This window comes from Delftia deserti (assembly GCF_042653485.1).
Lineage (GTDB): Bacteria > Pseudomonadota > Gammaproteobacteria > Burkholderiales > Burkholderiaceae_C > Comamonas > Comamonas acidovorans.
In genome coordinates, this window is sequence record NZ_JBHSIH010000001.1 from 712306 (window position 1) to 724704 (window position 12399).

The following is a 12399-nucleotide window of genomic DNA, read 5'->3' on the forward strand; positions in this document are numbered from 1 at the left end:
CCTGGCCCGCCTGCACCTGGCTTCAGGAGGCCTCCGAATACCCCTTGGGCCATCCCCCCGGCCGGTCGCAGCATTCCTCCCAGCCCAGCTTGCGCGAGGTGTGGCCTATGCCGGGGTTGAAGGTGTTGGTCGGGTCCAGCTCACGGTAGAAGCCTGCCAGCGCGGGCTTGGCCACGTACAGGTGGCCCACGTTGTGCTCGGCCGGGTACTCGGCGCGGCGCGCGTCCAGCAGCTCCCACATGCGGTGCTCCATGGCCAGCGGGTCCACGCCCTTCTTGACGATGTAGTCCTGGTGGAAGACATGGCAGAAGAAGTGGCCGTAGTAGAGCTTGTGGACCATGTCGCGCTCGACCTCGGCGGGCAGCTGCTCCACCCATTCGCGGTCGTTGCGGCGCAGGGCAACGTCCAGGGCGACGATGTCCTCCACCTGGGCGCGGTGCACCTCGCGGTAGCGGATGGCCGCGCCTGCGATGGCGAAGCGGTGCAGGAAGGCCTTGCGCCCCTCGTCGGCATCGCACTCGAACCAGCCGCCCGTGGTGCTGCCGCTGAAGTGCCGCGTGAGGAATTCACGCGTGGCCTCGGCCGTGTCGTTGGACACGCGCACCAGCAGGTGGTGCTCGTAGCGGTCACGCCACTGGCGCATGCGCGCGGGCAGATGGCTGGGCAGCAGGTTGGTCAGCGCCTGGATCACGCGGTCGGTGACGCCGCGCAGTCCGAAGCGCTCGAAGAAGCCGTCCACGCGGCTCTTGAGGGCGAAGGCGGCCGGCACCCTGGCCGTTCCGAAGCGGTCGATCAGCAGGAAGGTGTCCTTGCCGTATTTCTCGCCGATGTCGTAGGCCGTGCGGTGGATGTACTCGCCCGCGATCGGCAGGCGCGGCAGCGCGGTCAGCAGCTCGCGGCGCACGGCCGTGAGGTCGTCGGGCGCATTGCTGCCTATATAGAACACGGTGCTGGGCTCCTTGGGAAAGGTGTCCAGCCGCACGGCGAACAGGCACAGCTTGCCGGCCGAGCCCGAGGCCTCGAACAGGCGTGAGGGGTCGGCATTGAAGCGCGCGGGCGTGTCCTCGTCCACGGCGCGCACGGCCTCGGCATAGCGCGGGTCGGAGGCGGCGCGCTGCGCATCGTGGGCGATGTCGGATTCGGTGTAGTCGCCGTTTTGCAGCCGCGTGAGGATTTCCTCGGGCGTGCGGCCCAGGGCGATGCCCAGGTGGTTGACGAGTTCCAGCGAGCCGTCGTCGCAGACACGCGCGTACAGCGCCAGCTCGGTATAGGCCGGGCCGCGCCGCACCAGGGCGCCGCCCGAGTTGTTGCAGATGCCGCCCAGCACCGAGGCGCCGATGCACGACGAGCCGATCACCGAATGCGGCTCGCGCCCCAGCGGCGCCAGCGCCTGCTCCAGCCGGTCCAGCGTGGCGCCGGGCAGGCAGACCACCTGGGCGCCGCTGCCGATGACCTGCACGCCGGTGATGCGCAAGGTGTTGATGAGCACGATCTCGCGGTCGTAGTCCGCGCCGTCTGGCGTGGAGCCGCCCGTCAGGCCCGTGTTGGCGGCCTGCATGATGACGATGCGCCCGGCCGCCACGGCTGCCTGCACCACCTTCCACTGCTCCAGCAGCGTCGCGGGCCGTACCACGGCCAGCACCGGCCCTTCGCCCGTGCGGTGGCCCTTGCGGAAGCGGCGCGTTGCCTGGTCGTCGGTGAGCACATGGGCGGCGCCCACGGCTTCGCGCAACTGCAGCAGCAGGGTCTCGCGGGAGACGGCCGGGGTCTGCAGCGCGCTCATGGCTGGCGCACCAGCAGGTCGCCGGTGATGTCGGATACCTTGCTCACGCTGGTCAGCGTCATGGCCACGCGCATTTCCTTTTCCAATAGTTCCAGCAGGTGCTTGACGCCGGCCTCGCCGGCAGCGGCCAGCGCGTAGATGAAGGCGCGGCCGATCATGGCGCAGTCGGCGCCCAGGGCGATGGCGCGCACCACGTCCAGTCCGTTGCGGATGCCGGAGTCGGCCAGGATCTTGATCTGGCCCTTGACCGCATCGGCAATGGCCGGCAGCGCGCGGGCCGAGGACAGCACGCCGTCGAGCTGGCGGCCGCCATGGTTGGAGACGATGATGCCGTCGGCGCCAAAGCGCACGGCATCCTTGGCGTCCTCAGGGTCCAGGATGCCCTTGATGACCATGGGGCCCTTCCAGAAGGCGCGTATCCATTCGAGATCCTTCCAGGAGATGGAGGGATCGAAGTTGGCGCCCAGCCAGCCGATGTAGTCGGCCAGGCCCGTGGGGCTGCCCCGGTAGGCCGAGATGTTGCCCAGGTCATGCGGGCGGCCCAGCAGGCCCACGTCCATGGACCAGGCCGGGTGCGTGACCGACTGCCAGTAGCGGCGCAGGGCCGCGTTGGGGCCGCTCATGCCCGAATGCGCATCGCGGTAGCGCGCGCCGGGCACGGGCATGTCCACGGTGAAGACCAGGGTGGAGCAGCCGGCCGCCTGGGCACGCTCCAGCGCGTTCTGCATGAAGCCCCGGTCCTTGAGCACGTAGAGCTGGAACCACATGGGGCGCTTGATCTTGGGCGCTACCTCTTCGATGGGGCAGACCGATACCGTGGACATGGTGAAAGGAATGCCATGGGCGTCGGCCGCGCGCGCGGCCTGAACCTCGCCGCGGCGGCGGTACATGCCCGTCAGGCCCACGGGCGACAGCGCCACGGGAATGGACAGCTTCTCGCCGAACAGCTCGATGCTGGTGTCCAGCCGGCTCATGTCCTTGAGCACGCGCTGGCGCAGCGCCACGGCGGCCAGGTCTTCCACATTGCGGCGCAGCGTCTGCTCGGCATAGGCGCCACCGTCGATGTAGTGGAACAGGAAAGGCGGCAGGCGCTTTTGCGCCGCCGCACGGTAGTCGGAGGTGGAGGAGATGATCATGATGGTGGTCTCATGTCTTTCAAAATAGGTCAACAGGACGCTGGCCTGGGGCGATCTCGCATGAGACTGGCGCACCCCAACCCAGGGACACCGAGGAAGGGCCTACGCCGGCCGCACCGCCCCGCACCGAGGGTGTCGTCCCCCTCCCTCGCGAAGCGAGCAGAGAGGGGGAAGGCGCGCAGCGACTCAGGGGGAGCTTCATTTCAGCGGCAGCCGCATGGACCGCTCGCGCCGCGCGCGGTCCTCGTCCAGGCGCTGGATGGTGGTGCGCACATGCTCCAGGTGCTCGCCGATGCATTCGCGGGCGCGCTGCGGGTCGCCGTCCAGGATGGCCTGCATCAGGCTCTGGTGCTGCACGGTCAGCTCCTGCAGGGTCTGGGGCGCGCTCAGGCGGAACATGTCATGGCGGTTGCGCTCCACCGTGGACAGCACCACGGTGAACAGGCTGTGCATGACCTGCACCAGCACCAGGTTGTGCGAGGCCTCGGCAATGGCCAGGTGGAACTGCGCGTCGGCGCGCGCCGCCAGTTCGGCGTGACCGCTTTGCTGATGCTGGATCATCACGTCGAAGCAGCGCTGGATATGGTCCTTGTCGCGCTCCGTGGCGCGCTGGGCGGCCAGCCAGGCCGTGCTGGTCTCCAGCGCATGGCGGGTTTCCAGCACGTCGTAGCGGTAGTGGGAGTCGGACTCCATGAGGCCGGCCAGCGGCCGCATGGCGTCCTTGAGCCAGTCCGCAGGCTCGGCAGCCGGCGCCGGCTCCTGCAGGTAGGTGCCATCGCCGCGCCGCGCCGCCAGCACGCCCTGGCTGGTGAGTTTCTGTATGGCCTCGCGCACCGAGGTGCGCGAGACACCCAGCTCGGCCGCCAGTTGCCGTTCCGCGGGCAGCCGCTGTCCGGGCTGCACTCCGCTGGCCTGCACCAGGGCAAGCAATTTCTCGACAACTTGATCGGCAACGCGCATGGGGATTCTCAGAATTGGTTTTCAGTGATTCACGGCGCTATGCGCCAGCCTCATCGCATGAAACCCGCACTGCCCAAGCCAGGGACACCGAGCAAGGGCCGCCCCGCCGCGAGGGTGTCGTCCCCCTCCCCCGCGAAGCGGGTAGAGAGGGGGAAGGCGCGCAGCGACTCAGGGGGTGTTTCATGTCAATACCCCGGGATCATCCACGTAAACACATAGGCTTGCAGCGTCGTGATCACCCCGATGATCACGGCGAAGATCAGGCTGTGCTTGACCGTGAAGCGGAACAGGTCCGACTCGCGGCCTGCCAGGCCCACGGCCGCGCAGGCAATGGCGATGGACTGGGGCGAGATCATCTTGCCCGTCACGCCGCCCGTGGTGTTGGCCGCCACCGTGAGCACCTGGGGCAGGCCCAGCTGCTGCGCCGTGGTGGCCTGCAGCGCGGCGAACAGCGCGTTGGCCGAGGTGTCCGAGCCCGTGAGGAACACGCCGATCCAGCCCAGGAAGGGCGAGAAGAACGTGAACGCCTGGCCCGTGTGCGCCAGCGCCAGGGCCAGCGTGGCCGACAGGCCCGAGTAGTTGGCCACGAAGGCGAAGGCCAGCACCATGCCGATGGAGTAGATCGGCACGGCCAGTTCCCTGAAGGTCTCGCCCAGCGTGGCCACGGCCTTGGCCGGCGACAGGCGCGTGAAGGTGATGGTGATCAGCGCCGCGATCAGGATGGCCGTGCCGGTGGCCAGCAGCCAGTTGAAGGTGTAGACCGCGCCGTAGGGCGCAGCGGCGGCCACGACGGGCGGCGTCTTCTCCACCAGGTTGTGCAGGAAGGGCACGGGGATGTTGATGACGGTGGAGGCCAGCGGCCCGCCTGCGGCGAACAGCGCCTTGAAGGGCTTGATGCTCCAGACCGTCACCATGGCCGTGAGGATGATGAAGGGCGACCAGGCCTTGATGACGGCGCCGGCCGTCAGCGGTGCACCGGAGTTGACGGCTGGAGCCTTGGCCGCCTTTGCGGTTGCAGCGGGCTTGCCGCCCTCGCCTTCCGTGTCGAAACGGAAGATGCGCTTGGGTTGCCAGACCTTGAGGAACAGCGTCAGCGCCACCAGCGAGACGATGGCCGAGGTGATGTCCGGCAGCTCGGGACCGATGAAGTTGGCCGTGAGGAACTGCACCACGGCGAAGGAGCCGCCGCCCACCAGCACGGCAGGCCAGGTTTCCTTGACGCCGCGCCAGCCGTCCATGATGGCCATCAGCCAGAACAGCACGAGCACGGTCATGAAGGGCAGCTGGCGCCCGGCCATCTGGCCGATGGCGAATGCATCCACGCCCGAGACCTGCCCCGCCACGATGATGGGAATGCCCATGGCGCCGAAGGCCACGGGCGCCGTGTTGGCGATCAGGCACAGGCCGGCCGCGTACAGCGGCTTGAAGCCCAGGCCCACCAGCAGCGCGGCCGTGATGGCCACGGGCGCGCCGAAGCCGGCCGCGCCCTCCAGGAAGGCACCGAAGCAAAAGCCCACCAGGATGAGCTGCAGCCGCTGGTCGGGCGTGACCGACAGGATGGACGAGCGGATCACGTCGAACTGCCCCGTCTTGACCGAAATCTTGTAGAGGAACACGGCCGCCACGATGATCCAGGCGATGGGCCACAAGCCGTAGAAGAAGCCGTACACGGCCGAGGCCAGTGCCGCGCTCACGGGCATCTTGTAGAACAGCAGCGCCACGCCCAGCGCCAGCGCCACGGTGACGGTGCCTGCCTGGTAGCCCTTCAGACGGAACCTGGTCAGCGCCAGGAAGAAAAAGATGATGGGAATCAGCGCGATCAGCGCCGAGATCCAGATGTTCCCGGCGGGATCGTAGTTCTGCTGCCAGATGGTTTGCATGACCGTGTCTCTAGATGATGGGGAGGGCGCGGTGAGCGCCCCTTGTCGGCCACTCCCTCTCGTTGCAGCGTTGGCATGCGGTGCGATCCGCACTGATGTCTGCTGGCTGGCTGGTTGCAACGGTGACCGGGAGTGTTCCCCGCGCTGGTGCCTTGTGGGCTATTGAAAAATTGGTCCAACCAATTAAGTCAAAATTCAGACCATTGCGCGAAGTGGTGCGATTCTCAGAGCTTTCAAGCCATCAGTTGAACAGGGTAAACACCTAAAATAGTGCAGATAATGCACCAGGACATTTATTGGTCATACCAATCATGGATATTTTGGTGCGACGCATGCTCAAGTCTTCGGCCAGGCAAGGCCCCAGGCGGTGCACAAACGCGGCGCAAGCTGGAAAAAGATCGGCGGCAGCGCTGTGCCCGCAGGTCCGGCGCCCATGCCTGACGCCCCCAACGGAAAAGCCCGCTCCCTACAATGCAGCCTCAGCGGTCGGTGTACCGCCCTTGTACTTTCGGCGCCCGGTCATCCCGGGCGCCCATTAAACCGCCGTGTATCCGGACGGCGGTGGCTGATTGAACGGAGCCCATCCATGAACCACATTCCTGCGCGCCGCTCGGCGCTGCGCCAGGCGGCTGCCTGCGTGCTGGCCGCCTCCACCCTGTCCAGCCTGCCCGCGCTGGCCACCGAATCCGCCGTGCTGCGCGTCTCGGCCATCCCGGATGAAGCTCCCACCGAGCTGCAGCGCAAGTTCGAGCCGCTGGGCAAGTACCTCTCGGCCCAGACCGGCATGAAGGTGGTGTTCACGCCCGTGACCGACTACGCCGCCGTGGTCGAGTCGCTGGCCACGCGCAAGCTGGACCTCGCCTGGCTGGGCGGCTTCACCTTCGTGCAGGCCAAGATCCGCACCAACGGCACGGCCATCCCCATCGTGCAGCGCGAGGAAGACGCCAGGTTCACCTCCAAGTTCATCACGGCCAACCCCGCCATCAAGACCCTGGCCGACCTCAAGGGCAAGAGCTTTGCCTTTGGCGCGCCCTCGTCCACCTCGGGCAGCCTGATGCCGCGCTTTTTCCTGCAGCAGGACGGCATCAACCCCGAGAAGGACTTCAAGACCGTGGCCTTCTCCGGCGCGCATGACGCCACCGTGGCCTTCGTGGCCGCAGGCAAGGCCGAGGCCGGCGTGCTCAACGCATCGGTATGGGACAAGCTGGTGGAGACCAAGAAGATCGATACCAGCAAGGTGCGCGTGTTCGCCACCACACCGCCCTACTTCGATTACAACTGGACCGTGCGCGGCGACCTGGACCCGGCCCTGGTCAAGAAGCTGACCGACGCCTTCCTGGCGCTGGACCCGGCCAAGCCCGAGCACAAGGCCATCCTGGAGCTGCAGCGCGCCGCGCGCTTCGTGCCCACCCAGGCCTCGAACTACGAAGGCATCGAGGCTGCCGCCAAGTCGGCCGGCCTGCTCAAGTAAGTCGCGGCAGGCGCGCTCCATGAGCTTTGAACTGGAAGGCGTGGGCCTGACCCACGCCGGCGGCGGCATTGCGCTGCGCGGCGTGACGCTGGCCGCACGCCAGGGCGAGGCCATTGCGCTGATCGGCCCCTCGGGCGCGGGCAAGACCACGCTGCTGTCCGTCATCGGCACGGCGCTGGCACCCAGCCAGGGCCGGCGCAGCGTGCTGGGCGACGAGGTGCCTGCGTCCAGCGCGGGGGCTCCCCGGCTGCTGCGCGCGCGCATCGGCACGGTGCACCAGGCGCCGCCCATACCGCCGCGCCAGCGCGTGGTCACGGCCGTGCTGGCCGGGCGCCTGGGCCGCTGGCCGGCCTGGAAGGCGCTGGCCTCGCTGCTGTACCCACAGGACACCGCCGGCGCGCGCGAGGCCCTGGCCCGCGTGCAGCTGGCAGACAAGCTGTTCGCGCGCTGCGACCAGCTCTCTGGCGGGCAGCTGCAGCGCGTGGGCATCGCCCGCGTGCTCTACCAGCAGGCCGAGCTCATCCTGGCCGACGAGCCCGTGGCCGCGCTGGACCCGGCCCTGGCCCTGTCCACCGTGCAACTGCTGGTGCAAGAAGCGGCCACGCGCGGCGCCACCCTGGTGGCCAGCCTGCATGCCGTGGACCTGGCGCTGGCCTGCTTTGCGCGCATCGTGGGCATCCGCGATGGCGCCATCGCCTTCGACCTGCCGGTGGCCGAAGTCACGCAGGAACACCTGCGTGCGCTGTATGGGTCCGAGCATCCTGGCGATGATCCCTCCCGCCCTGCGTGGACACCCGCGCCCGCCGCCTTTGCCGCACCGCTGTCCGCATCCGCATGCCGTTGAGTTCCGATCTGCACGCGCTGCGTGACCCCGCCGCGCCTCGCCGCCTCGGCGCCCTGGTGCTGGCCGCCGTCGTGCTGTGGCCGCTGTTCCAGGGCGCAGGCTTCAGCCTGGGTGCGCTGTTCGATCCCGGCAACCTGCAGGTCATAGGCCGCTTTCTGGCCACCTTCCTGCCGCCCGAGACCGGGCGCGACTTCCTCGGCTACCTGGGCCGCGCCACGCTGGAGACCCTGGCCATTGCCACGGCCGGCATGGCCCTGGCCTTTGTGCTGGCCGTGCCGCTGGCCTACCTGGTCACGGGCGCCGCGCGCGAGCGGCGGGCGCTCAACCCCGTCACGCGCGGCCTGCTCACCATCCTGCGCGGCGTGCCCGAGCTGGTCTGGGCCCTTGTCTTCGTGCGCGTCTTCGGCCTGGGGCCGGCCGCTGGCGTGCTGGCCCTGGGCCTGACCTATGGCGGCATGCTGGCCAAGGTCTATGCGGAAATCCTGGAATCGGCCGACCCCGCGCCTGCGCGTGCCCTGGCGCAGGCGGGCGCGCGCCGGCCGCTGGCCATGCTCTACGGCCTGCTGCCCCAGGCAGCGCGCGAGCTGACCTCGTACACCGTCTACCGCTGGGAGTGCGCCATACGCGCCTCGGTGGTCATGGGCTTTGTGGGCGCGGGCGGCCTGGGCCAGCTCATGGACCAGGCCATGAAGATGCTCAACGGCGGCGAGGCCTCCACCATCTTGCTGACCTTCATGCTGCTGGTCTGGGGCGCCAACCTGCTCTCGCGCGGCCTGCGCCGCGCGCTGGACACGCCGCCCGCCGCGCGTGCCAGCGCCTGGGGCTGGCGCAGCGCCCTCACCTGCGCCGCCCTGGCGCTGGGCGTGGCCGCCAGCTTTGCCATGCTGGAGATGGACCTGCCCTCGCTGTTCACCGGCGCGGCGGGCCGGTCCATGCTGGAATTCGTCATCAGCTTCTTCCCTCCCGACACCAGCGCCGAATGGCTGCGCAAGGTGGCCGTGGGCGTGTGGGAGACGCTGGCCATCTCCGTGGTCGGCACCCTGCTGGCGGCCGTGCTGGGCCTGCTGCTGGCGCTGCCGCGCTGGCGCGCCCCCTGGAGCCTGGTGCTCAACGTGCTGCGCTCCGTGCCCGAGCTGGTCTGGGCCACCATCACCGCCCTGGCCGTGGGCCTGGGCCCGTTCGCAGGCGCGCTGGCGCTGGCGCTGCACACGGCGGGCGTGCTGGGGCGCCTGTATGCCGAGGCCCTGCAGAACCAGCCCGCCGCCCCCACCCAGGCGCTGCGCCTGTCCGGCAGCGGCCGCGCCATGGCCTTCCTCTACGCCACCCTGCCCGGCGCCGCGCCGCAGTTGCTGGCCTATACGCTGTACCGCTGGGAGATGAACATCCGCATGGCCGCCATCCTGGGCTTTGTGGGCGCGGGCGGGCTGGGGCAGCTGCTGTACTTCGAGCTGTCGCTGTTCCACTACGCCCAGGCCAGCACCGTCATCATCGCCATGCTGGCGCTGTCCGTGGCCGTGGACTGGGCCAGCGCGGCGCTGCGAAGGCGCATGGGTTAGGTGGTGGAGGCCGCGGCGCCCTCGCCTTCCATCTCGACCAGGTAGTCGATCAGCGCCCGCAGCTTCAGCGGCACATGGCGCGTGGGCGCATAGACCGCATGCACCACGCGCGGCGCGTACTTGCCGCACAGCGCCCAGCCCGGCAGCACGGGCGCCAGCTGCCCGGCCTGCAGCGCCGCCTGCGCCGCAAAGTCGGCCACCACGCCAATGCCCGGCCCCTGCTGCAGCGCGTGGATGATGCCCAGGCTGCTGGCAATGGTGATGGGCGTATCCACCAGCAGACGCATGGCGGGCGCGGCCGCAGGGTGGAGCGGGCGCAATTCCACCTCGTTCTGGAACTGCCCGTAGCCCAGGCTGATGAAGGGATGCGCCAGCAGTTGCCCGGGCTCCATGATCTGCGCATGCCGCGCCAGGTAGCCGGGCGTGGCCACCAGCACATAGCGGATGGTCTTGAGCGGCCGCGCCACCAGCCCCGGCGCGATCTGGCCCGGCACGCTGATGCGCAGGCCCAGGTCCAGCCCCTCGGCCACCAGGTCCACCATGCGGTCCGTCATGTCCACCTGCACCTGCACCTCGGGCCAGCGCGCGCAAAAGCCCGGCAGCAGTGGTGACAGCCAGATATCGCCCAGCACGGCCGGCGCGCTGATCTTCAGCAGCCCGCGCGGCTGCTGGCGCAGCTGGCCGGCCAGCGCCTGCACGGCCTGGGCATCCGCCACCAGCCGAAGGCAGGCCTGGTGGATCTCGGCCCCCGCCTCGGTCAGCGACAGCGAGCGCGTGGTGCGTTGCAGCAGCCGCAGCCCAAAGTGCGCCTCCAGCCGCCCCACGCTGCGGCTCACGGCCGAGGTCGTCAGCCCCAATTGCCGGGCCGCGCCCGCAAAGCTCTGGTGCTCCACCACGCGGGCGAAGACCAGCATTTCATCCAGGGGCATGGCGGTATCGGGCAAGGCGCTACTCCGGTCTTTGTTGCATGGCAGGCAATATTAATTTGAATGACTGGTGGATTGTTGATTGATTGCAGGGTCCGCAAGATACGGCCATGCGCTCCATACCGAAGCGCGCCCAGGAATCGACACCATGTCCCACAGCCCCAGCCTCACCTCTGCAACCTCACCTACACGGCCCCGAACCAGCCAGGGCGGCACCTGGCGCATGCTGCTGGCCATGGCGCTGTCGGGCACCATCGGCCTGCTCGTCGTGGAAAGCGCGCTGCCGCCGCTGCTGGTCGTATTCGCCCGGTGCGTGCTGGGCGCACTGGGCCTGGGCCTGTGGCTGGCCTGGCGGCGCGAATGGGTCTCCCCTCAAGGCCGTGAATGGCTGTGGCTGGCCGGGGGCGGCATCGCCCTGGTGCTCAACTGGGTCGCGCTGTTCAGCGCCTACCACTACAGCTCCATCGCCGTGGCCACCGTGGTCTACCACGTGCAGCCCTTCATGCTGCTGGCTCTTTCGGCGCTGCAGGGCGAGCCCGTCGAACGCCGCAAGCTGCCCTGGCTGCTGCTGGCCCTGCTGGGCGTGGCACTGAGCAGCGGCCTGGTCGGGCTGGATGGCATGGATGCATCGCATGCTGGAACAGGCGCCTGGATAGGCGTGGCCCTGGCCCTGCTGGCCGCCGCACTCTACGCAGGCACCACGGTCGCCACGCGCCGCCTGGGCCACATGCCCCCGGCCCAGATCGCCATGCTGCAGATGCTCGCGGGCGGACTGGTGCTGGGCCTGTGGGCCCTGCCCCTGCTCGCCCATGTCGCCGCAGCCAGCCCCCAGTTGCTGTCAGCGCGGGCCGCCTCCATGGTGCTGACCCTGGGACTGGTCCATACGGCCTTCATGTACACGGTGATGTATGCCGCATTCCAGCGGCTGCCGGCGCCCGCCATTGCGGCACTGTCCTTCGTCTACCCCGCCATGGCCTTGCTGGTGGACCTGGCCTGGTTTGGCGCCGTGCCGTCGGCGGAACAGTGGGCGGGAATGGGCTGCATTGTGGTGGCGGTGCTGGGGCACCGGCTCACGGGCCAGTCGTGAATTACCGTTCCAAGCCACTTCTCACTGACTTCACAGAGGGCAAATACGATGGCCACTCCTTTCAGCCATTTCCCACTGTGAATCCACCGTTACATCATGGAAAAAATGATTCCGCAACGGATCAATTCCGTCAGGCCAGACGCCCATGAGCTGCAGACTCAATCATTTATCTGCATTACGCCCAGAATGCTTGTCGCATGCTTGGCTGCGCCATTTTTCCCCGCGGTGATATTGGCAGTTCTTGCCGCAGCAAGAATCAGCGGGGACAGTTGGATCGGCTTGCTGATCTTCCCGATTTGGGCCTGCAGCTACACAGGCTTCGTCATTCTGGGTCTGCCTGGCATATTCATGTTGAATAAACACAACCGTTTGACACTATTGAATCTTTCGATTTATGGAGCCATCGCAGGCTCCATTCCATATCTTGGAATTTCTCTGATTTTTTCAATGAATGGTCCGTTTTCTACGGATCTTGAATACATTTTCCTGAATTCTCTTGGCACTATTTTTGGGTTGGGGATTGCGTTTATCTTCGGAATGATCATCGAAATCAAAACCCATTAGACAGGTGTACAAGGCCATGAGGTACTTCATGGCCGATGCAAAGACATGAACACATGCGCTCACCATTCATCAAGACTTCATAAATTCCCTTAATTGTTTCAAGATATTTCCAATCAGGCATGAGTTGTACATTTTGAATCATTCATATCCCTCTGCCACGTATGCTCTCCCGGCTTTCCGCCATTCGCATTC

10 protein-coding genes are annotated in these 12399 nt (G+C 67.6%); 5 read left to right on the forward strand and 5 right to left on the reverse strand.

All coding sequences use genetic code 11. The annotated features are described in order from the left end of the window. Positions 1 to 22: 22 nt before the first annotated feature. The 4 genes from dld to lldP all read right to left on the reverse strand — a co-directional run bounded on the left by dld (position 23) and on the right by lldP (position 5759). Positions 23 to 1783: a D-lactate dehydrogenase gene (gene dld / locus ACFPFG_RS03465; protein WP_380105064.1), complete on the reverse strand. Its 1761-nt coding sequence runs from the start codon at positions 1781 to 1783 to the stop codon at positions 23 to 25. Further along, positions 1780 to 2919, reverse strand: coding sequence for an FMN-dependent L-lactate dehydrogenase LldD (gene lldD, locus ACFPFG_RS03470; RefSeq protein WP_374618277.1), 1140 nt, complete (start codon positions 2917 to 2919; stop codon positions 1780 to 1782). Before lldD ends, dld begins: the two co-directional genes overlap by 4 nt. Before the next feature lie 198 nt (positions 2920 to 3117). Beyond that, positions 3118 to 3879, reverse strand: coding sequence for a transcriptional regulator LldR (gene lldR / locus ACFPFG_RS03475; protein WP_380105066.1), 762 nt, complete (start codon positions 3877 to 3879; stop codon positions 3118 to 3120). Positions 3880 to 4064: 185 nt separating this feature from the next. Then, positions 4065 to 5759, reverse strand: a complete 1695-nt coding sequence (lldP, locus tag ACFPFG_RS03480) for an L-lactate permease (RefSeq protein WP_374618275.1) — start codon at positions 5757 to 5759, stop codon at positions 4065 to 4067. A 586-nt stretch (positions 5760 to 6345) separates the two neighbouring features. On the opposite strand from lldP, the gene ACFPFG_RS03485 reads away from it, so the two are divergent. From ACFPFG_RS03485 to ACFPFG_RS03495, 3 genes are read left to right on the forward strand one after another with little or no spacing between them, the layout of a single operon-like run. Next, positions 6346 to 7230: a putative selenate ABC transporter substrate-binding protein gene (locus ACFPFG_RS03485; RefSeq protein WP_380105068.1), complete on the forward strand. Its 885-nt coding sequence runs from the start codon at positions 6346 to 6348 to the stop codon at positions 7228 to 7230. Positions 7231 to 7249: 19 nt separating this feature from the next. Continuing rightward, complete coding sequence (locus ACFPFG_RS03490) at positions 7250 to 8074, forward strand: phosphonate ABC transporter ATP-binding protein (RefSeq protein WP_380105070.1); 825 nt, start codon at positions 7250 to 7252, stop codon at positions 8072 to 8074. Then, positions 8065 to 9630: a PhnE/PtxC family ABC transporter permease gene (locus tag ACFPFG_RS03495; protein ID WP_380105072.1), complete on the forward strand. Its 1566-nt coding sequence runs from the start codon at positions 8065 to 8067 to the stop codon at positions 9628 to 9630. The genes ACFPFG_RS03490 and ACFPFG_RS03495 overlap by 10 nt, the downstream gene beginning before the upstream one ends. Here ACFPFG_RS03495 and ACFPFG_RS03500 read toward each other — a convergent pair. Next, positions 9627 to 10559, reverse strand: a complete 933-nt coding sequence (locus ACFPFG_RS03500) for a LysR family transcriptional regulator (protein ID WP_183020572.1) — start codon at positions 10557 to 10559, stop codon at positions 9627 to 9629. The genes ACFPFG_RS03495 and ACFPFG_RS03500 overlap by 4 nt on opposite strands. A gap of 145 nt (positions 10560 to 10704) precedes the next feature. On the opposite strand from ACFPFG_RS03500, the gene ACFPFG_RS03505 reads away from it, so the two are divergent. Together ACFPFG_RS03505 and ACFPFG_RS03510 are read left to right on the forward strand one after the other, a co-directional pair. Beyond that, positions 10705 to 11643, forward strand: coding sequence for a DMT family transporter (locus tag ACFPFG_RS03505; protein WP_380105074.1), 939 nt, complete (start codon positions 10705 to 10707; stop codon positions 11641 to 11643). 96 nt (positions 11644 to 11739) lie between these two features. Beyond that, positions 11740 to 12207, forward strand: a complete 468-nt coding sequence (locus tag ACFPFG_RS03510; protein WP_312377610.1) for a hypothetical protein — start codon at positions 11740 to 11742, stop codon at positions 12205 to 12207. The last annotated feature ends 192 nt before the right edge of the window (positions 12208 to 12399 follow it).